Source organism: Nonomuraea sp. NPDC050022 (assembly GCF_044460705.1).
Classification (GTDB): Bacteria; Actinomycetota; Actinomycetes; order Streptosporangiales; family Streptosporangiaceae; genus Nonomuraea.
Map to the genome: position 1 here is coordinate 855,306 of NZ_JBITKE010000003.1, position 20,921 is coordinate 876,226.

Sequence of the window (20,921 nt, forward strand, 5' to 3'; positions counted from 1 at the left end):
GGTTGACGAAGGGGCGGTGGGTGTTTACGGTTCCGGGGGCGAAATTATCACAAAGGTTCCGAAAGTTTCGGAGGCGGCATGTTACGAGGCGTTGTCGCGATCACCCTGCTCGGTCTACCCATCATCCAGGCCCCGGCCCTGGCGGATCCCCCGGCCATCACCGTGCGCGAGCGCGTTCGGCATCAGCAGATCGACGGGTTCGGGATCTCCCAGGCGTTCCGCCGCAACGAGCTGGTCAAGGCTCTCAGCGAGGAACAGCGGCGCGAGATCCTCGACCTGTGGTTCGACCGCGACAAGGGCGCCGGGCTCAGCATTCTGCGGCTCGGCATCGGCTCCGCTCCCGTGGGCAGTCCGTACGACCAGATGGTCTCCATCCAGCCGGAAGACCCGGGCGGGCCGGACGCGCCGCCCAAGTACGTGTGGGACGGCGAGGACAACAGCCAGGTCTGGGTGGCGAAGGCGGCCAAGAGGTACGGGGTCGAGCGGTTCTACGCCGACGCCTGGAGCGCGCCCGCCTACATGAAGGACAACGGCGACGACAAGAACGGCGGCACGCTCAAGCCGGAGTGGCGGCAAGCCTATGCCCGCTACCTGGTGCAATACGCGAAGTTCTACGCCCGTGAGGGCATCAGGATCACCGACCTCGGCTTCACCAACGAGCCTGACTGGACGGCGACGTACGCCTCCATGCGGTTCACCCCGCAGCAGGCGGCCGAGTTCGTCAAGGTGCTCGGGCCGATCGCCAAGGGCGTCAAGGGTCTCAAGGTGGCCTGCTGCGACTCCTTCGGCTGGACCGAGGCCAAGGCGTACACGACCGCGATCGAGGCCGACCCCGAGGCCCGCCGCTGGGTGAAGACGCACACCGGCCACACGTACGCCAGCCCGGTGGACGGACCGCTGCCGACCAGCGGAACCACCTGGATGTCTGAATGGAACCCCAACGGCTCCACCTGGGACGAGAGCTGGGACGACGGCAGCGGCTACGACGGTTTCACGATCGCGCAGGCTGTCCATGACGCGCTCACGCTCGGCAACGTCAGCGGCTACGTCTACTGGCTGGGCGCCTCGCGTGGCGCCACCCGGGCGTTGCTCCAGATCGACGAGGCCGCTGGTACGTATCACGTCTCCAAGCGGCTGTGGGCGCTGGCGGCATACAGCCGGTTCATCCGGCCGGGCGCGGTACGGGTGGACGCGGCGGCGGCCGATCCGGCGCTGAAAGTTTCAGCGTTCCGCAACCCCGACGGCTCTCAGGTGGTCGAGGTGCTCAACACCGGCACCGCCGCCGTGACGTGGCACGGTGTGTACGGCCGGGCCACCGCGTACGTGACCGACAACGCCAACGCGCTCGCCGCGAGCCCGGTCACCGGCGGGACCGTGATCCTTCAGCCTCGGGCACTCACGACCGTCGTCATCCCAGGCCGACGCGGCTAAGCGTCATCCCAGGCCGACATGGGTAGGCGTCTTCCCAGGTCGACATGGGTGGGCGCCTTCCCGGGCTGCCACGGCTAGGAGTGCCCGGCGCTGACCCCGGTCACCCGAAGCGACCACTCGCCACCAGGCCCGCCAGGTGACGAGTGGCCAACGGTCAGCGGCCGGTGAACTTCGGCTCGGCCTTGTCCGTGAACGCCCGCATCCCGATCTTGGCGTCGTCCGTCGCGAACAGTCCCGAGAACTGCAGCCGCTCGATCTCCAGCCCCGTATCCAGATCGACCTCCACCCCCTGGTCCACAGCCTGCTTGGCGGCCCGCAGCGCCACAGCGGGCCCACCCGTGAAGCTCCCCGCCCAAGCCAGCGCCGCCGCGTACACCTCCGCGTCCGGCACCACCCGATCCACCAGCCCGATCGACAGCGCCTCGGCGGCCGGTACGTGGCGGCCTGAGTAGATGAGGTCCTTGGCCCGTGCGGGCCCGATCAGGCGGGGCAGGCGCTGGGTGCCGCCCGCGCCGGGGATGAGGCCGAGCTGGATCTCCGGCTGGCCCAGTTTGGCCGACTCCCCGGCCACCCGGAAGTCGGCGCACAGGGCCAGCTCGCAGCCGCCGCCCAGCGCGTAACCGGTGACGGCGGCGATGACGGGCTTGCCGATGGCGGCCACCGCGGTGAAGCAGCCCTGGAGCCCGCGGGAGTGGGCGGCCATGTCGGCGTAGGACATGACGACCATTTCCTTGATGTCGACGCCGGCCGCGAAGACCCGCTCGCCGCCGTAGACGACGACGGCGCGCACTTCGGGGTCGGCGTCGACGGCTCGGGCGGCTTCGCCGAGCTCGTGCTGCATCTGGCCGTTGAGGGCGTTCATCTTGGGACGGTCAAGCCGGATCGTGGCGATCTGGTCGGCCACTTCAACGCGTACGAAATCACCCATGCTCAGGACATTACAAGCTGCTGGCGCTGGACCAGGTCCAGCAGATCGGTACGCGGGGTCCAGCCGAGCAGCGAGTGAAGGCGGCGGGTGTCGGCCAGTGAGTCGCCGGGCTCCTCGGGCGGAGCGGGCACAACATCAAAGGTGAGACGGGCTCCGGTCACCGTGGCGACCGCCTCCGCCATGGCCCGCAGGGTGTGGCCGCGGCCCGTGCCGAGGTTCACGATGCCGGGCGCGCCGATGAGCTCGATCATCGCGCGGGCGGCCTGGCGTACGTCGGTGACATCCCGCGTACGGTCGAGCGAGCCGAGCACGCGCAAAGGGCGGCCCTCCTGGGCGGCGCGTAACCAGATCGACAGCGCCATGTCGGGCCGCTGCCCCTCCCCCGCGACGGTGAACGGCCGGACGATCGTAATGTCAGGGCGGTCGAGGCAGAGCCGTTCGAGGGCGACCTTGCTCGTGGCGTAGCCGCCGACGGGGCGGACGGGGTCGGACTCCGCGTTGGGCCGGCCGTGGGACGCTCCGCCGTACACGGAGCTGGAGGAGGTGATCAGGAGCGGGACGCCGGGTGGCGTGAGGGCCAGCACCCGCGCGCCCGCGAGCACGTTGTCCCGATGACGCCGCCAGGCGATCTCGGGATCGGTGTCGCGTACGCCCGGGCACCCGGCCAGGTGGTAGACCGCTTCCGCATCGGAGAAGGCCCTTGGCTCCAGGTCCAGCAGGTCGGCCTTGATCACGGTGAGTCCGGGTCGTTCCTCGACGGGCAGGCGGTCGATGGCGATGACCGGGGAGCCGGACGCGAGCAGGGCCGACGTCAGCGCGCGGCCGATGAATCCGGCCGCACCGGTCACGATCGACGTCACCCGCCCCACCTTAGGGGACAAAGTGCTGAAAAATGTCTTCGCAAAGCTCTCGCCAAGAGAAGGAAATTGTTGAGACGCTGGCTCCGACTTTTCCCCCAGTCGAGGAGCAGTAGATGCGCAGAGCACTGGCGATCGCGGTGGTCGCCTTGCTGCCATTAGTCAACATGACGGCCGCGGCCGGCACCACTGCCGAGCAACCGCCGGATCGGCAGGCGGCGTTCGCCGCGGCCGCCAAGGAGTTCCAGGTTCCGGAGAGCGTGCTGCTCGGTGTCTCCTATCTGGAGTCGCGCTGGGACGCCCACGCCGGTCAGCCCAGCAACGACGCCGGATTCGGCCCCATGCACCTGACCGACGCCGCCGCCTTCACCGGGTCCAACCACCACGGCGAGGGTGAGGAGGACGCGCGCGGTGACGAGTCCAGGCCGTTGGCCCCGGTCGCGACAACGGTCGCGCCCACCGAGATCCCGGCCTCGCTCAAGACCATGGAGAAGGCCGCCCAGCTGACCGGCGCGAGCCACGAGGCGCTCCGCTCCGACGCCGCCACGAACATCAGGGGCGGCGCGGCGCTGCTGGCCGACTACCAGAAGTCGATCGGCGCGCCGCTGAGCGCGGACCCGGCCCAGTGGTACGGAGCGGTCGCCAAATACTCGGGCGCCGACGAGTCCGAGGCGGCCAAGGTCTTCGCCGACGAGGTCTACAGCACCATCGAGGACGGCGCCGAGCGGGTCACCGACGACGGGCAGCAGGTCAAGCTCACGCCGATCCCCGGCCTGGAGCGGATCGAGAAGTGGCTGGAGAAGCTCGGCCTGCGGCCGCCGCGCCGCGACGGCGTCGAGTGCCCGAGGTCGATCTCCTGCGAGTGGATCCCGTCGGCCTACGCGCAGAAGCCGAACGGCGACTACGGCCACTACGACCTGGCCAACCGGCCCGACAGCCAGAAGATCCAGTACATCGTCATCCATGACATGGAGGGCTACTTCCTCCCGTCGATCAAGCTGAACCAGGACGTCAACTACGGCGCGAGCTGGCAGTATTCGGTGCGCTCCACCGACGGCCACATCGCCCAGCATGTCAAGGGCAAGGACGTCGCCTGGCAGGCCGGCAACTGGTACATCAACGCCAAGTCGATCGGCATCGAGCACGAGGGCTTCCTGGCCGAGGGCAGCACCTGGTACACCGAGGCGATGTACCGCTCGTCCGCCAAGCTCGTGCGCTACCTGGCGGCCAGGTACGATGTGCCGCTGGACCGGGCGCACATCCTGGGCCACGACAACGTGCCGGGCACGCTGCCGACCACGGTGCGGGGCATGCACGAGGACCCGGGCCCGTTCTGGGATTGGAAGCACTACTTCGACCTGATCGGCGCGCCGCTGCATGGTTTCGGCGGCCCCAAGGCGGGCTCCATCATGATCAGGCCCGACTTCGCCACCAACAAGCCGTACTTCTACGGCTGCGACCGCAAGAACCCGGAGGCCGCCTGCCCGCCGCTCCCCGCCGGGACCGTGTGGCTGCGCACCGAGCCGCGTGACGACGCGCCGCTGATCAAGGACATCGGCAAGCACCCGACCGGCACCAACGACTCGCTCTACAGCGTGTACGACCACAGCGCCAGGGCGAGCACCGGCCAGCGGTTCGCCGTCGCCGACCGGCAGGGCGACTGGACCGCGATCTGGTACCTCGGCCAGAAGAGCTGGTTCTACAACCCGCGCTCCGCGCCGACCGCCGTCCCGTCAGCGGGCCTGGTGGTCACGCCCAAGCCGGGCCTGGCGACCGTCCCGGTCTACGGCAGGGCCTACCCGGAGCAGGAGGCCTACCCGGCCGACATCCCGTACCAGGCGGTGACCCCGCTGCAGTACACGTTCTCGGCCGGTGAGAAGTACACCCTGGCCGGGAAGGCGGCCACCGAGTATTACCGGGCGGTCACCTTCGACGAGGCCAGCCACAAGGTGGTCAAGGGCAAGACGAAGTATCTGCAGATCCAGTTCGGGCACCGGGTGATGTTCGTCAAGGCTGACGACGTGCGGGTGTCGCTCGCCTGGTGAACTCCTTGACGGCGCGCCTGGTGCTCTGCAACGCCTCCTGAGAGGAGTCGAAGGTGCGCTGGGCGACGCCGACGAACACGCAGTCGACGACGAGGAGCTGGCTGATCCGGCTGGCCAGGGCGCCGGGACGGAACTCCGTCTCGCGCCCGGCCGAGATCAGCACGTGTTCGGCCAGCTCCGCGATCGACGAGCGGGGGTTGTTGGTGATGGCGACGGTCGTCGCGCCGGCCTCCCCCGCCCTCGACAGCGGTTCGAGCACGTCGGGCGTCTCGCCCGACGTGCTGATGCCGATGGCCACGTCGCCGGGCTTGAGCAGCACGGCGCTGGTCAGCGCCAGGTGGGCGTCCTGGAAGGCGTGGCTGGACAGGCCGATGCGCAGCAGCTTCTGCGCCACGTCCTCGGCCACCAGACCCGAGGCGCCCACTCCGTAGGCGTCCACCCGCCGGGCGCCGACGATCGCGTCGACGACCAGGCCGAGCCGCTCCGAGGTGAGCTGGGCGACCGTGTCGTTGATCGCCTCCGACTCGGCCCTGGCCACCTTCTGGATGACCTCCGACAGCGGATCGTCGGGCGCCAGGTCACCTGGCACCAGCCGGTCCGGCTGGGCGGCCGCCGCGGCCAGGGCGAGGCGCAGCTGCGGGTAGCCGGCGAAGCCCAGGAGCCTGGCCGTACGTACGATCGTCGCCTCGCTGGTGCCCGAGGCGGCGGACAGCTCGGTGATCGTGCTGCGGGCCACCGTCGCCGGATCTTCCAGGATGAGCCGGGCGACGGTCTGCGCGGCCGGAGTCAGGGACGGAAGCACACCGCGGACCGTCGCCACCAGAGTGTCTGCCCGCAGGCCGTTCGCGCTGTCGTCCACGGTCTCGATTATGACGCTCCTCCAGCGTTTTCCCTATTGCGCGGCCCACCCGGCCCGATCACCACGACTCGCCCCGCCCGCTCAGCACGTTCAGCGGAGCATGCCGTTCGTCATCCCCGCGGGCTCCTCGGGAACGGCGATGAGGCCGAGCTCGGCGCGGGAGGCCGCCAGCGGGTGGTGCGGGACCGCCCGGACCGTGTAGCCGAACGCGCCGGTACGGTCCAGCGGCACCTCACCCACGTAGTGGGCCCGGCCGTCGTCGTCGGCGCCCTCGGTCCGCAGCTCGACGTAGGCCGGGTGGATCAGCTCGTCGTGCGGCCCGACCCGCCCGTAGGCGGCTTCGACCAGGATGTCGCCCGGCTCCAGGTCGCCGAGCGCGACCGTGGCGCGTATTTCGAGCGCCGCGCCGACCTCGGGCGCGTCTCCGACGCCCGACGACTCCACGTGCTCGACCCGGACGCCCGGCCAGGCTCGCGTGACGCGTACGCGCCAGGCCGCGAACGCCTTGGCCCCGGCGGAGGAGTCGGCCTCCAGCGCGCGAGCGGCCCGCGCGGCGGGCAGGTAGAGGCCGACCACGTAGTCGCGCAGCATCCGGCCCGCGAGCACCTTGGGGCCGAGCGAGGTGAGCGTGTGCTTGACCATCTCCAGCCAGCGGCGCGGCAGCCCGTCACCGGCCCGGTCGTAGAAGCGATCGGCCACCTCGTTCTCGATCAGGTCGTAGAGGGCGACGGCCTCCAGTTCGTCGCGCCGGTCGGGATCGGTCACCCCGTCGGCCGTGGGGATGGCCCAGCCGTTGGTGCCGTCGTACCACTCGTCCCACCAGCCGTCACGGATCGACAGGTTGAGCCCGCCGTTGAGCGCCGACTTCATGCCCGAGGTGCCGGAGGCCTCCAGCGGCCGCAGCGGGTTGTTCAGCCACACGTCGCAGCCCTGGACGAGCAGCTGGCCGAGCGCCATGTCGTAGTCGGGCAGGAACACGATGCGGTGCCGCACGTCGGGCCGGTCGGCGAACTTGACGATCTGCTGGATCAGCTTCTTGCCGCCCTCGTCGGCGGGGTGGGCCTTGCCGGCGATCACGATCTGGACCGGCTTGTCGGCGTCGAGCAGCAGGTCCGACAGGCGCTTGGCGTCGCGCAGCATGAGCGTGAGCCGCTTGTAGGACGGCACGCGCCGGGCGAACCCGATCGTCAGCACGTCGGGGTCGAGCACGTCGTCGATCCAGCCGAGCTCGGCGTCGGAGGCGCCGCGGTCGCGCCACGCCTTGCGCAGCCTGACCCTGGCCCCCTCGACGAGCCTCCGCCGGAGCGTGCCCCTGATGTCCCAGAGGTCCGAGTCGGGGACCTTCTGGACGCCCTCCCAGCCGCGCGCCCGCTCGATCAGCGAGGGCAGCTCGCGGCCGGCCAGCTCCATGAGCTCGCGGCCGACCCAGGTGGGCGCGTGGACGCCGTTGGTGATCGAGCCGATCGGCACCTCGTCGACGTCGAAGCCGGGCCACAGGCTCTTGAACATCTCGCGGCTGACCGCGCCGTGCAGCACGGAGACGCCGTTGACGCGCTGGGCCAGCCGCATGCCCATGATCGCCATGTTGAACCGGCCGGGCTGGTCCTCGGCGCCGAGCGCCAGGATGCGTTCGACGGGCACGGTCGGCCAAGCGTTGTCGCCGCCGAACTGGCGCTCGATCATGTCGACGGGGAACCTGTCGATGCCCGCGGGCACCGGCGTGTGCGTGGTGAAGACCGTGCCCGCGCGTACGGCCTCCAGCGCCTCGTCGAAGGACAGGCGGGACTCGGTCAGCTCGCGGATGCGTTCGAGGCCGAGGAAGCCGGCGTGGCCCTCGTTGGTGTGGAACACCTCGGGCTCGGCGTGCCCGGTGATGCGGCAGTAGGCGCGGATCGCCCGTACGCCGCCGACGCCCAGGAGCAACTCCTGCAGCAGCCGGTGGTCGGTGCCGCCGCCGTAGAGGCGGTCGGTGACGTCGCGAGCCGCGGCGTCGTTGTCGGCCACATCGGAGTCGAGCAGCAGCAGCGGCACCCGGCCCACCTGCGCCACCCAGATCTGCGCGTGCAGCACCCGCTCACCGGGCAGGGAGATGCGGATCTTGACGGGGGTGCCGTCCTCCTCCTTCAGGAGGGTCAGCGGCAGACCGCCCGCGTCGAGTGACGGGTAGTGCTCCAGTTGCCAGCCCTCTGGCGAGAGCGACTGGGTGAAGTAGCCGTGGCGATACAGCAGGCCGACCGCGAGGATCGGCACCCCGAGGTCGCTGGCGGTCTTGAGGTGGTCGCCGGCCAGGATGCCCAGGCCGCCGGAGTATTGCGGGAGTGCGGCGGCGATGCCGTACTCGGGGGAGAAGTAGGCGATGGCGCGCGCGGCGTCGGGCAGCGTCTGGTACCAACGCGGCGCGGTGATGTATTCGCGCAGATCGTCGGCGGCATCGGCGAGACGGCGCAGGAATCGGCGGTCGGCGGCCAGCTCGGCCAGCCTGGCGTGGTCGACGGCGCCCAGGAGGGCGACGGGGTCGTGCCCTACCTGCTCCCAGAGACGGGGATCGACCTCGGCGAAGAGGTCGGTCGTCTCCGGGTGCCATGACCAGCGCAAGTTGTGCACGAGCTCGCCGAGGGCGGCCAACTCCGCGGGCAGGACAGTGCGGACGGTGAACCGGCGGATTGCTCTCACGTTTTCGAACCCTATGGGCTAGGAGGGACCTCTCAGTCCCTCACCTTCGGCAAGGCCGTTCAAACCCCTTCCGAGAAGAAGCATGAAGAGGAAATATTGGGGCAACTTCCACCAATGTTGGTTCTCCTGGGGACACTCGGGAGGTCCTCCACTGCTGCCCACAATTTACATGCAAGGATCGTTCCTACCACGGAAGCCTCCGGCGGTACCGAGCGTGCCGTCGCAACCTTGAAATGCGATGATCGGACGAATTCCCATCACGGACATCTCCCCCGTCGTCGACTGCGGGCAGTGGCCCGCCAAGGCGGTCGCCGGCGAGACCTTTCAGGTCTCGGCGACCGTGTTCAGAGAGGGCCACGACGCCGTGGCCGCGGGCGTTGTGCTCACCGCGCCCGATGGGCAGCGAGGCCGCCTGAGACCGATGCGCGAGCTCGCGCCGGGCACCGACAGGTGGGGCCTGGACGTGTGCCTGCCGGCCGAAGGTGACTGGCTGTTCAGGGTGGAGGCGTGGAGCGACCCCATCGCTACCTGGCTGCACGACGCGGAGATCAAGATCCCGCGGGGCATGGACAGCGACCTCATGTGCGAGGAGGGCGCCCGGCTGTTCGAGCGCGCCGCCAAGGCCGTACGGCAGGCGGACTGTCCCGCCCCCGGCAACGGGAACGGGCATCCCGCGGCCCACACCAGGACCGGCCGGACCACCGGCACCAAGCCATCCACCAAGGTCAACGGCAACGGCGACAGCACCTGCGGCCACCGCGCCGCGCTGCTGGCCGTCGCCGCCACGCTCCGCGACGAGCACCTGGACCCCCGGGCTCGGCTGTCCATCGCGCAGCTGCCGGAGACGGCGGCGCTGCTGGCGGCGCACCCGCTGCGCGCCCTGGTGACCAGGGCCCGGCCGCGGACGATCAGGGTGGACCGGCGCCGGGCCCTGTACGGCTCGTGGTATGAGTTCTTCCCCAGGTCAGAGGGCGCGGTCGTCAACGAGTCCGGCGTCTCCAAGTCCGGAAATTTCCAGACTGCGGCCAAGCGTCTGCCCGCGATCGCCAAGATGGGCTTCGACGTCGTCTACTTGCCGCCGATCCATCCCATCGGCCTCACGTTCCGCAAGGGGCGCAACAACACCCTGAGCCCCGAGCCCGACGAGCCGGGATCGCCCTGGGCGATCGGCTCCGACGACGGCGGCCACGACGCGCTCCATCCCGACCTGGGGACGATCGAGGACTTCGCCGAGTTCGTCAACCGCACCCGCGAGCTGGGCATGGAGGTCGCGCTCGACTTCGCGCTGCAGTGCTCCCCCGACCATCCGTGGGTCAAGGAGCACCCGGAGTGGTTCACGATCAGGGCCGACGGCACGATCGCCTACGCCGAGAACCCGCCGAAGAAGTACCAGGACATCTACCCGATCAACTTCGACAAGGATCCCGAGGGCATCTACGTCGAGGTGAGGCGGGTCCTGCGGCACTGGATGGACCACGGCGTACGGATCTTCCGGGTGGACAACCCGCACACCAAGCCGGTGGGGTTCTGGGAGCGGCTGATGGCCGACATCCACGCGACCGACCCGGACGTGATCTTCCTGGCCGAGGCGTTCACCCGGCCGGCGATGCTGCAGACGCTGGCCAAGGTGGGCTTCCACCAGTCCTACACGTACTTCACGTGGAAGAACTCCAAGCACGACGTGGAGACCTACCTCGCCGAGCTGGCCCGGGAGACGTCGTACTTCCTGCGACCGAATGTGTTCGTTAACACACCGGATATTCTTCACGAATACCTGCAACACGGCGGAAATCCTGCTTTCCGGATCCGTGCCGTGCTCGCCGCGCTCGCCTCACCCACCTGGGGCGTCTATTCCGGGTACGAGCTTGGGGAAAATGTCCCTGTCCGCCCGGGTAGTGAGGAATATCTAGATAGTGAGAAATATCAGTACAAACCGCGGGACTGGGTGGAGGCAGAGCGGGCAGGGTGGAGCCTGGCGCCGTTCATCACCCACCTGAATTTGTTCCGAAGAGCACATCCAGCGCTGCAGGAGTTGCGTAATCTACGGTTCCACCGGGTTGACCAACCGGACATGGTGTGCTTCTCCAAGCGCCTGCCGGGCGCCTATGACCCCGCCACACGACGGCACGGGCTGGGCGATGTCGTCCTGGCGGTTGTCAATCTCGACCCACACCACACCCACGAGGCGGCGGTCGAGCTGGACATGCCGGCCCTCGGTCTCGACTGGAATGCCGAGTTCGTCGTCGATGACGAACTGTCAGGCGAGTCGTACCGTTGGCGGCAGAACAACTACGTTCGCCTCGACCCCCACATCCAGCCAGCCCACATCTTCACCGTACGAGCCGCGCCACGGTAGAACACAGAATTCAGCGGGGAGTCTTCAACGTGTGTGAAAGCGCCTCCTTCATGAGCCCAAGGGAGTGCTCATGAGCTCCACACCCATTCCCAACCCCTTCGACGAGGAGAAGCCGCGCGACCCCTACTGGTACAAGCGCGCGGTCTTCTACGAGGTCCTGATCAGGGGCTTCGCCGATTCCAACGGCGACGGCACCGGTGACATCAAGGGCCTGATAAGCAAGCTCGACTATCTCCAGTGGCTCGGCGTGGACTGCCTGTGGCTGCTGCCGCTGTACGAGTCACCGCTGCGCGACGGCGGCTACGACATCGCCGACTTCATGAAGATCCTGCCGGAGTTCGGCGATCTCGGAGACTTCGTGAAGCTCGTCGACGAGGCCCACAAACGCGGCATGCGCGTCATCGCCGACCTGGTGATGAACCACACCAGTGACGCCCACCCCTGGTTCCAGGCCGCGCGCCATGATCCGGAGGGGCCGTTCGGCGACTTCTACGTCTGGTCGGACAACGACAGCAGCTATCCCGACGCCCGGATCATCTTCATCGACACCGAGACGTCCAACTGGACCTATGACCAGGTCCGCGGCCAGTACTACTGGCATCGCTTCTTCCACCACCAGCCGGACCTCAACTACGAGAACCCGGCCGTCCAGGACGCCATGCTGGAAGTGCTGCGCTTCTGGCTCGACCTGGGCATCGACGGGTTCCGCCTCGACGCCGTGCCGTACCTCTTCGAGGAGGAGGGCACCAACTGCGAGAACCTGCCGCGCACGCACGACTACCTCAAGCGGATCCGCAAGGAGGTCGACCGGCTCTACAACGACCGGGTGCTGCTCGCCGAGGCCAACCAGTGGCCCTCCGACGTGGTCGAGTACTTCGGCGACCCGGTGGGCGGGGGCGACGAGTGCCATATGGCGTTCCACTTCCCGCTGATGCCGCGCATCTTCATGGCCGTACGCAGGGAGTCGCGCTACCCCATTTCCGAAATCTTGGCCCAAACCCCGAAGATTCCGGAACATTGCCAGTGGGGGATCTTCCTCCGTAACCACGATGAGCTGACGCTCGAGATGGTCACGGACGAGGAACGCGACTACATGTACACCGAGTACGCCAAGGACCCGCGCATGCGGGCCAACGTCGGCATCCGGCGGCGCCTGGCGCCCCTGCTGGAGAACGACCGCAACCAGATCGAGCTGTTCACCGCGCTGCTCCTGTCGCTGCCCGGCTCGCCGGTGCTCTACTACGGCGACGAGATCGGCATGGGCGACAACATCTGGCTCGGCGACCGCGACGGCGTACGCACGCCCATGCAGTGGGACCCCGACCGCAACGCCGGGTTCTCCGACTGCGACCCGGGGCGGCTCTACCTGCCGGTCATCATGGACCCGATCTACGGCTACCAGGGGCTCAACGTCGAGGCGCACCAGAAGAACGGCGGCTCGCTGCTCCACTGGACCAAGCGCATGATCGAGATCCGCAAGCGGCACCCCGTGTTCGGCCTGGGTGAGTTCACCGAGCTCAACTCCTCCAACCCGAGCGTGCTGGCGTTCGTCCGCGAGCTGGGCGACGACCGGATGTTGTGCGTCAACAACCTCTCGCGCTTCCCCCAGCCGGTCGAGCTTGACCTGCGCAGATTCGTCGGCGTCTCGCCCGTTGAGACGATGGGTGGAGTTCCATTCCCGGCAATTGGCGAACTTCCGTATCTTTTGACGCTTCCCGGGCATGGGTTCTATTGGTTCACACTCCCACCGGCCATCACCCAGGAGGAGTAAGACGTGCTTGACGAGCTCCTTGCCGCATGGATCAGTCGCCAACGATGGTTCGGCGGCAAGGGGCGCGCGATCGACTCCCTGTCGATCGAGTCGGACGTCGTGATCGACGCCGACGACCCCGGCCTCCGCCACCTGATCGTGTCCGTCTGGCAGGGAGCGTCGAGAGACCGCTACCAGATCCTGCTCGGGATGCGGACCGAGCTGCCCGACCGGCTGAAACACGCGCTGATCGGCACGCACGGCCCCTACGCCTTCGAAAACGGCCCCGACCATCCCGAATGGTACGTCTACGACGCCGTCCACGACCAAGCCCTGACCCACTGGGTCCTGGAGTGCATGGCCGAGGGCTGCGGCTGGGACACCGTCCGCTTCCGCCACCTGCCCGGCGTCACCATCGACACCTCACCGCGCAGCCTGGTGCTCGGCGCCGAGCAGTCCAACACCTCCCTGGTGTACGGGGACGCCTACATCTGCAAGTTCTTCCGCCGCCTGATCCCCGGTGTGAACCCGGAGCTGGAGATCGTCACCGCGCTGGACGCCCTGGAGTCCGCGCACATCGCCAAGCCGTACGGCTGGATCGAGACCGACCTCGACGGCACCGCCACGACGCTGGCCATCATGCAGGAATACCTGTCCACCGCCAACGACGGCTGGGACCTGGCCCTGGCCAGCGTGCGGGACCTGTACGGCTCGATGCCCGAGCTGTCGGCGGGCGAGGTCGGGGGCGACTTCGCCGCCGAGGCGCACCGGCTCGGCGTGGCCACCGCGCATGTCCATCACGAGCTGGCCACCGCCTTCCCCACCGACCTGATCGAGGTGCACGAGGTCAAGCGGATGGCCGAGGGCTTCCGACGGCGGCTGGGCCGGGCCGTGGGCGAGGTGCCGGAGCTGCGCGAGCACGTCGACGCGCTGGAGGCCGCCTACCACGCGGTGGAGGACCTGACCGTCGAGGTGCCCGTACAGCGGGTGCACGGCGACTACCACCTGGGCCAGGTGATGCGCATCGCGACCGGCTGGGTGGTGCTCGACTTCGAGGGCGAGCCGGGCCAGCCCCTGGCCGAGCGCCGCGCCCTGTCGTCACCGCTGCGCGACGTGGCCGGGATGCTCCGCTCGTTCGACTACGCGGCCAGGCACCTGCTGGCCGACCACTCGCAGCCCGAGTCCCTGGAGGAGCGGGCCGCCGAGTGGGCCGATCGCAACAGGACCGCCTTCCTGGAGGGCTACACCGAGGGCGGCGGCGTGATCACCCCGGCGGACGCGGCGCTGCTGCGCGCGTTCGAGCTGTCGAAGGCGGTGTACGAGGTGGTCTACGAGGCCCGTAACCGGCCCTCATGGATCGGCATCCCGCTGGCCGCCTTCCGCCGCTGACCTCTCGCTAACGCAGCTCTTCGATCAGGCTCGCCAGGCCCTCGGCGCCATGGCCGGCCGCCACCCGCCGGTCGAGGACGTCCCCCATGGGTAGCAGCAGGTCCGGCTTCACCCCCTGCTCCTCGAAGGCGCGGACCAGGTTGACCATGCCCACCCGGTTGACCTCCAGGTTGGAGACGTCGGTCGCGTACTCGCCCGCCTCGATGGCCGCCGCCAACTCGGGCGTCCGACCGGCCATCGCGTTCATCCACGGCAGCAGCAGCTCCGTGGTGAACTCCGCCACCGGCCGCTTCTCCGAGGCGATCAGCGCCGCCGCCTCCAGGAATCCGGCGAACTGGCCGTACATGCCGGTGAGCATGGCCAGGTCGTACAGCGGCGCCAGCCCCGCGTCCGTCCCCAGGTAGCGGGACCCGGCCAGCGCGCTCAACGCCTCCTCGTAGCGCTCGAAGGCGGCCGGCGAGCCGCTGTAGAGGATCAGCGCGCCGGGCGTGCCGATCATCTGGGGGACGGCCATGATGCCGCCGTCCAGGTAGTCGCCGCCGCGCGCGGCCACCCAATCCGCCATGTCGCGGGCCTCCGCGGGCCTGCCGTTGGTGAGGTTCAGCAGGACCCGGTCGTCCAGCTGTACCAAGCCGAGGAGCTCCCGCACGGCCGCGTAGTCGAGCACGCAGACGATCACCAGCGGGCTGGCCGCGACCGCCTCCGCCGCGGTCGCCACGGCGGTGGCGCCCAGGCCGTCTGCCTTGCCTTCCGTACGGTTCCACACGGTGACGCTATGACCGGCCCCGACGAGGGTCCGGGCCAGAGCCTGGCCCATGAGGCCCAGGCCGAGGATAGAGATACGCATGCTGAGCAGTCCTTTCCGTTGACGGCCTCCACATTGCTGGCCGGGGGTTATGGTCGGGTTTGGAGTTTGTTATGGGGGGCTGATGAGATTCGGGGTGTTGGGCCCCCTGTCGGTGTGGACGCCGGACGGGCAGCCGGTCCAGGTGCCCGAGGCCAAGGTCCGCGCGTTGCTCGCCGATCTGCTGGCGCACCGGGGCCGGCCGGTCTCTACCGACCGGCTCATCGAGGACCTGTGGGGCGACCGCCCGCCCGCCGACGCGCCCGCCGCGCTCCGCGTCAAGGTCTCCCAACTGCGCCGTGCGCTCGGCGACCGCGCGCTGGTGGCCTTCCGGCCGCCGGGGTACCTGCTCGCGGTGGCCGCGGAGGAAGTGGACGCGGGCCTGTTCGAGTCCCTGCTCGCCCGTGCCGGGCGGAGTGACGACGCGCGGGTACGGCAGGCGCTGCTCACCGAGGCACTCGGCCTGTGGCGGGGGGCTCCGTACGCCGAGTTCGGCGACTTCGCCAGGGCGGCCGTCGACCGACTGGAGGAGCAACGGCTGGTGGCGCTGGAGGAGCTGGCCGAGACGCGCCTGGAGCTTGGGGACCACGGGGCGCTGGCGGCCGAACTGGCCGAGCTGGTGACCGCGCACCCGCTGCGGGAGCGGCTGCGGGCCGCACACCTGCGGGCGCTGTACAGGGCGGGGCGGCAGAGCGAGGCGCTGGCCGGTTATGCGCGGCTGCGCGAGCTGCTGGCGGAGGAGCTGGGCATCGACCCGGCGCCCGAGCTGACGGCACTGCACGCCGCGATCCTCCGCCAGGACCCGACCCTCGACCCACCCGCGCGGCCCGTGAACCCCACTCACGCCCATCCGCCCGCACCACCTGTGGACCCGCCACACCCCCATACGCCCGCACCACCACCCCGCTCCGGCTCGCCCGCGTCCCTTGGCGGGCCGCAGGATGCCGGTAGGCCCGGAGCGCTCACCGGGCCGCAGGACTCCGGTCCGGCCGGAGCGCCCACCGGGCCGCCCGCGACGAATCTGCCCGCGCCCCTGACCGAGCTGATCGGCCGGGACGCGGAGGTGGCCGAGGTGCGGGCGCTGCTGCGGGCCGGGCGGCTCGTCACGCTGACCGGGCCGGGCGGGGTCGGTAAGACCCGGCTCGCCCTGGAGGCGGCGGCCGAGCCCGGCAGACCGTTTCCCGGCGGGGTTTGGCTGGTCGAGCTGGCCTCGGCCGCATCCTCCGCATCGCCGACATCGCCCACCTCACCCACCCAGGGCGTGGTGGCCGAGGTGGTGGCGACGGTGCTGGGGGTCAGGGATGATGCGCCCGGGTCCGTGGTCGACCGGCTCGCCGCCGCGCTGCGTACCAGCGCGACCCTGCTCGTCCTCGACAACTGCGAGCACGTGGTCGAACAGGTCGCCGAGCTGGCCGAGCGGCTGCTGCGGGCCGCGCCCGAGCTGCGCGTGCTGGCGACCAGCCAGGAGTCGCTGCGCGTACCCGGCGAGGTCCTGTGGAGCGTGCCGCCACTCGGGCCGGAGGCCGCCGCGCGGCTGCTCGCCGCCAGGGCGGGCATCGGGCCGGACGACGACGGTGTGGCGGAGATCTGCGCGCGGCTCGACGGGATCCCGCTGGCGCTGGAGCTGGCCGCCACCCGGCTGCGGGCGCTCACTCCGCGCCAGCTCACCGCCCGACTCGACGACCGGTTCCGGGTGCTCGCCACGGGGCAGCGGGGCGCTCCCGCTCGGCAGCGGACGCTGCGGGCGATGATCGACTGGAGCTGGGAGCTGCTGACCGACGCCGAGCGGGTCGTGCTGCGCCGCCTGGCCGTACACGCCGACGGCTGCACGCTCGAAGCCGCCGAGGCGATCTGCGCCGAACCGGGCCTGGACGTGCTCGACCTGCTGGCCAGGCTGGTGGACAGGTCGCTGGTCGTACGGACTTCCGGCGGCAGGTACCGGCTGCTGGAGTCGGTGGCCGCGTACTGCCTGGAACGGCTGTCCGAAGCGGGCGAGACGGAGGCGGTCCGGCTGCGGCACGCCCACCACCACGCCGACCTCGCCGAACGCGCCGAGCCGGGCCTGCGCGGACCCGAGCAGCGGCACTGGCTGGCGCTGCTCGACGCCGACGCGGCCAACCTGCGCGCCGCGATCGATACCTCGCTCCGGCGCGGCTCAACGGACATGGCGGTCCGGCTGGTGAACGCGCTGGCCTGGTACTGGGTGCTGCGCGGCAGGCTCGGCGAAGGGCAGCGAACCCTGGAGGCGGTGCTGGCCGTCGCCGACGACGGGCAGGCCCGTGTCTGGCTGGCCGGGCTGCGGATGCTGTCCGGGCAGGGGCGGCCCTCCGGCGTGGAGCGGTTGCCCGCCGGAATCGCGGATCCGGTGCGCCGGGCCAGGGGGCGGTGGTTCCTGGCGTTCACGCTGTACGGCTATGACGACCCGGTGGCCACCGACGCGTTGCTGGACGACGCGCTGGAGTCCTTCCTCGCCCTGGACGACCGATGGGGCACGGCGGCGGCGCTGAGCCTGCGGGCCAGGCGAGCGCTGCTGCACGGCGATCTGGCGGCGCTGCGGAAGGACGGGGAGCGAGGGCTGGAGCTGTTCCGGGAGGTGGGCGACCGGTGGGGTGAGCTGCGGGCCGCCGAGAACCTTGGCACGCTGGCCGAGATCACCGGCGACTACGTGCGGGCCGCCGACCTGCGGCGCGACGGGCTGCGCGGCGCCGAGGAGCTCGGGCTGCAGAGCGAGATGTCCGGCGCGCTGTCCAGGCTGGGCCGGGTGGCGCTGCTGACCGGGGACCTCGACGGGGCGCGGGAGCTGCACGAGCGGGCCCGGCGGCTGGCCGTCGCGCGATCGGATGTGCCGTTGGAGGAGTTCGCCGAGGTCGGGCTGGCGTTGGTCGCCCGGCGGCAGGGGCGGCTCGATGAGGCCGAACGGCTGCTGCGCCGCTGGTTGCGCTGGGTACGTGAGGTGGCCGGCGAGCCGGGAGCGGCGCTGATCCTGGCCGAGCTGGGGTTCGTCGCCGAGCAGCGCGGGGACGCGGTGGCCGCGCTGGAGTGGCAGCGGGAAGGGCTGGCGGTGGCGCGGCGGGTGGGCGATCCGCGCGCGATCGCGCTCGCCCTGGAGGGCCTGGCGGGCGCTCGCGCGCTCGGTGGCCATCACGAAGAGGCGGCCGAGCTGCTGGACACGGCCGGCACGCTCAGGGCGTCGGTGGGCGCCCCGCTGCCCGAGGCGGAACGCGGCGATGTCGACCGAATCGCGGCCTCGGTGCGGATGGCGCTTGACGGGCGGCGGGCCGGCGTGACCGACCGCGCCTGACACCAGCGACGGATCACCGTGCCGACCGCGCCCAACACCGGCGGCCGGTCACCGTGCCGACCGCGCCCAACACCGGCGGCCGGTCACCGCGCCGACCCCTCCTGGCGTCGGCGCCGGTCGGAGATACCACCCCCGCAGATCACCCAGAACCCATCCCAAAGCGGGCATTTGCTCCCGTCGCTGGCTCGCGATAAACCCAAGATTTCGCACTTTCGGTGATTGTCTGCGTGAATGCGGGCAGTGCCTGGGTTGTAGGTCTGACGTAGGGCAGGGTGGGAGCATGCCGATGAGGACAGAGCTCGACCGACTCGCGGGCGGAGCACACCACGATCCGCATTCCGTGCTGGGAGCACATCCCGTCGAGGGCGGTGTCACCTTCCGTACGCTGCGCCCGCTGGCCGAACGGGTCCGCGTGGTGCTGGACGACGGGACGGCCCACGATCTCAAGCACCAGGCCCACGGGGTCTTCGAGGCCACGGTCAAGGGGCTCGACAAGGTGCCCTCCTACTCCTTCAGCGTCCAGTACGCGGGCGCCGAGCCGTACCAGGCCCGTGATCCCTACCGCCACTGGCCCACGCTGGGCGAGGTGGACCTGCACCTCATCGGCGAGGGACGCCACGAGCGGCTCTGGGAGGTGCTCGGCGCGCGGGTGATGCGGCACGAGGACGTCGACGGCACCGCGTTCGCCGTCTGGGCGCCGAACGCGCGTGGCGTCCGGGTCGTCGGCGACTTCAACCACTGGGACGGCACCGCCTACCCGATGCGCTCGCTGGGCCGCTCGGGCGTGTGGGAGCTGTTCATCCCCGAACTCGGGCGGGGCGAGCGGTACAAGTTCCACATTCTGGGCGCCGACGGCGTGTGGCGGGACAAGGCCGACCCGATGGCCAGGCGGACCGAGGTGCCGCCGCAGACCGCCTCCGTGGTCGAGCAGTCCGCCTACACCTGGGAAGACGACTCCTGGATGACCGAGCGCGCCGAGAAGAACGCGCAGCGGGGCCCGGCGAGCGTCTACGAGGTGCACCTGGGGTCGTGGCGGCCCGGTCTGTCCTATCTGGAGCTGGCCGAGCAGCTCGTCGACTACGTCCAGGACATGGGTTTCACGCATGTGGAGCTGCTGCCGGTGGCCGAGCACCCCTTCGGCGGGTCGTGGGGCTACCAGGTGACCTCCTACTACGCGCCGACGGCCCGGTTCGGGACGCCCGACGAGTTCAGGCACGTCGTGGACCGGATGCACCAGGCCGGGATCGGGGTGCTGCTCGACTGGGTGCCCGCGCACTTCCCGATGGACGACTGGGCGCTGGCGCGCTTCGACGGCACGCCGCTGTACGAGCACGCCGACCCCGCCCGTGGCGAGCACCCTGACTGGGGGACCTACGTCTTCGACTTCGGCCGCCGGGAGGTGCGCAACTTCCTGGTCGCCAACGCGCTCTACTGGATGAAGGAGTTCCACATCGACGGGCTCCGGGTCGACGCGGTCGCCTCGATGCTCTATCTCGACTACTCGCGGCGCGAGGGTGAGTGGACGCCGAACATCTACGGCGGCCGGGAGAACCTCGACGCGGTGGAGTTCCTCAAGGAGATGAACTCCGTCTGCTACCGGGAGGCCCCGGGCATCACGACCGTGGCGGAGGAATCGACGGCGTGGCCGGGTGTGTCGCGGCCGGTGCACCTGGGCGGGCTCGGGTTCGGCTTCAAGTGGAACATGGGCTGGATGCACGACACGCTCAGCTATCTACGACATGAGCCGATATTTCGGCAGTACCACCACCATCAGATGACTTTTTCGCTCATGTACGCCTACTCCGAGAACTTCGTGCTGCCGCTCTCCCACGACGAGGTCGTGCACGGGAAGGGCTCGTTGCTGGGGAAGATGCCGGGCGACGAATGGCAGCGGTTCGCCCAGCTCAGGGCCCTGCTGGCGTTCATGTGGGCGCATCCGGGCAAGCAGCTGCTGTTCATGGGCGGCGAGTTCGGCCAGGGCTCGGAGTGGTCGGAGGAGCGCGGGCTCGACTGGTGGGTGCTGGAGTTCGACGGGCACGCCGGCGTACAACGGCTGGTGCGCGACCTCAACCGGCTCTACCGCGAGACCCCGGCCCTGTGGGAGCAGGACGCGACGCCCGAGGGCTTCCGCTGGATCGACGCCGACGACGCCCGGGGTAACACCTTCTCGTTCGTCCGCTACGCGGCCGACGGGTCGGCGGTGGCGTGCGTGGCCAACTTCAGCGGCGGGCCGTACGAGAACTACCGGCTCGGCCTGCCGTACGGCGGGCAGTGGACGGAGATCGTCAACACCGACGCCTATGACTACTGGGGCAGCGGGGTCGGCAACATGGGCGAGGTCCAGGCCGTCGAGGAGCCCTGGCATGGCCTGCCGCACTCCGCCACGCTGCGGGTTCCGCCGCTGGGCGCCGTGTGGCTGCGTCACGACGCGCTGGGAAGTGAGTGAGAGTTCGCTGAGAGGGGCCCTCCACCCCTGTGCGCGCCGGAT

The 20,921-nt window shown here is 70.1% G+C and carries 12 protein-coding genes; 7 read left to right on the plus strand and 5 right to left on the minus strand.

All coding sequences use genetic code 11. The annotated features are described in order from the left end of the window. Positions 1-78: 78 nt before the first annotated feature. Entirely contained in the window at positions 79-1,431 is a 1,353-nt protein-coding gene (locus ACIBO2_RS15450) for a glycoside hydrolase (protein ID WP_358539219.1), read from the plus strand. 154 nt (positions 1,432-1,585) lie between these two features. Here ACIBO2_RS15450 and ACIBO2_RS15455 read toward each other — a convergent pair whose 3' ends face one another. After that, the gene (locus ACIBO2_RS15455) at positions 1,586-2,359 is read right to left on the minus strand and encodes an enoyl-CoA hydratase-related protein (RefSeq protein ID WP_358539217.1); all 774 of its coding nucleotides are present in this window, start codon (positions 2,357-2,359) and stop codon (positions 1,586-1,588) included. A 2-nt stretch (positions 2,360-2,361) separates the two neighbouring features. Next, entirely contained in the window at positions 2,362-3,219 is an 858-nt protein-coding gene (locus tag ACIBO2_RS15460; RefSeq protein WP_397297460.1) for an NAD-dependent epimerase/dehydratase family protein, read from the minus strand. Between the two features lie 113 nt (positions 3,220-3,332). Here ACIBO2_RS15460 and ACIBO2_RS15465 point away from each other — a divergent pair, with 113 nt between their 5' ends. Then, positions 3,333-5,261 (plus strand): N-acetylmuramoyl-L-alanine amidase, encoded by a 1,929-nt coding sequence (locus ACIBO2_RS15465; protein WP_397297462.1) that lies wholly within the window; start codon positions 3,333-3,335, stop codon positions 5,259-5,261. On the opposite strand, the gene ACIBO2_RS15470 is transcribed toward ACIBO2_RS15465, so the two are convergent. Together ACIBO2_RS15470 and glgP are read right to left on the minus strand one after the other, a co-directional pair. Next, positions 5,224-6,120, minus strand: coding sequence for a MurR/RpiR family transcriptional regulator (locus tag ACIBO2_RS15470; protein ID WP_225292140.1), 897 nt, complete (start codon positions 6,118-6,120; stop codon positions 5,224-5,226). The two genes, ACIBO2_RS15465 and ACIBO2_RS15470, sit on opposite strands and share 38 nt — an antisense overlap. Before the next feature lie 90 nt (positions 6,121-6,210). After that, positions 6,211-8,793 (minus strand): alpha-glucan family phosphorylase, encoded by a 2,583-nt coding sequence (gene glgP, locus ACIBO2_RS15475; RefSeq protein ID WP_397297464.1) that lies wholly within the window; start codon positions 8,791-8,793, stop codon positions 6,211-6,213. A gap of 238 nt (positions 8,794-9,031) precedes the next feature. Here glgP and ACIBO2_RS15480 point away from each other — a divergent pair, with 238 nt between their 5' ends. The 3 genes from ACIBO2_RS15480 (at position 9,032) to ACIBO2_RS15490 (ending at position 14,288) form a co-directional block, all read left to right on the plus strand. Further along, a complete protein-coding gene (locus ACIBO2_RS15480) occupies positions 9,032-11,149 on the plus strand; it encodes an alpha-1,4-glucan--maltose-1-phosphate maltosyltransferase (RefSeq protein WP_358539209.1) in 2,118 nt (705 codons plus the stop codon). Positions 11,150-11,219: 70 nt separating this feature from the next. After that, positions 11,220-12,920 carry a maltose alpha-D-glucosyltransferase gene (treS, locus tag ACIBO2_RS15485; RefSeq protein ID WP_357643461.1) on the plus strand — a complete coding sequence of 567 codons (1,701 nt, stop codon included), beginning with the start codon at positions 11,220-11,222 and terminating at the stop codon, positions 12,918-12,920. A gap of 3 nt (positions 12,921-12,923) precedes the next feature. After that, a complete protein-coding gene (locus ACIBO2_RS15490) occupies positions 12,924-14,288 on the plus strand; it encodes an aminoglycoside phosphotransferase (protein ID WP_397297467.1) in 1,365 nt (454 codons plus the stop codon). A gap of 7 nt (positions 14,289-14,295) precedes the next feature. Here the strand turns inward: ACIBO2_RS15490 and ACIBO2_RS15495 are convergent, their stop codons facing one another. Beyond that, the gene (locus ACIBO2_RS15495; protein ID WP_397297469.1) at positions 14,296-15,135 is read right to left on the minus strand and encodes an NAD(P)-dependent oxidoreductase; all 840 of its coding nucleotides are present in this window, start codon (positions 15,133-15,135) and stop codon (positions 14,296-14,298) included. Between the two features lie 82 nt (positions 15,136-15,217). Here ACIBO2_RS15495 and ACIBO2_RS15500 point away from each other — a divergent pair, with 82 nt between their 5' ends. Then, complete coding sequence (locus tag ACIBO2_RS15500; protein ID WP_397297471.1) at positions 15,218-18,433, plus strand: AfsR/SARP family transcriptional regulator; 3,216 nt, start codon at positions 15,218-15,220, stop codon at positions 18,431-18,433. A gap of 286 nt (positions 18,434-18,719) precedes the next feature. Then, a complete protein-coding gene (gene glgB, locus ACIBO2_RS15505; RefSeq protein WP_397297666.1) occupies positions 18,720-20,879 on the plus strand; it encodes a 1,4-alpha-glucan branching protein GlgB in 2,160 nt (719 codons plus the stop codon). The last annotated feature ends 42 nt before the right edge of the window (positions 20,880-20,921 follow it).

Excerpts from the sequence above, each read along its gene's own strand:
- glgB (WP_397297666.1), top strand. The coding sequence starts at position 18,720 with ATGAGGACAGAGCTCGACCGACTCGCGGGCGGAGCACACCACGATCCG.
- treS (WP_357643461.1), top strand. The coding sequence starts at position 11,220 with ATGAGCTCCACACCCATTCCCAACCCCTTCGACGAGGAGAAGCCGCGC.
- ACIBO2_RS15495 (WP_397297469.1), bottom strand. The coding sequence starts at position 15,135 with ATGCGTATCTCTATCCTCGGCCTGGGCCTCATGGGCCAGGCTCTGGCC.
- ACIBO2_RS15455 (WP_358539217.1), bottom strand. The coding sequence starts at position 2,359 with ATGGGTGATTTCGTACGCGTTGAAGTGGCCGACCAGATCGCCACGATC.
- ACIBO2_RS15450 (WP_358539219.1), top strand. The coding sequence starts at position 79 with ATGTTACGAGGCGTTGTCGCGATCACCCTGCTCGGTCTACCCATCATC.
- ACIBO2_RS15500 (WP_397297471.1), top strand. The coding sequence starts at position 15,218 with ATGAGATTCGGGGTGTTGGGCCCCCTGTCGGTGTGGACGCCGGACGGG.
- ACIBO2_RS15465 (WP_397297462.1), top strand. The coding sequence starts at position 3,333 with ATGCGCAGAGCACTGGCGATCGCGGTGGTCGCCTTGCTGCCATTAGTC.
- ACIBO2_RS15480 (WP_358539209.1), top strand. The coding sequence starts at position 9,032 with ATGATCGGACGAATTCCCATCACGGACATCTCCCCCGTCGTCGACTGC.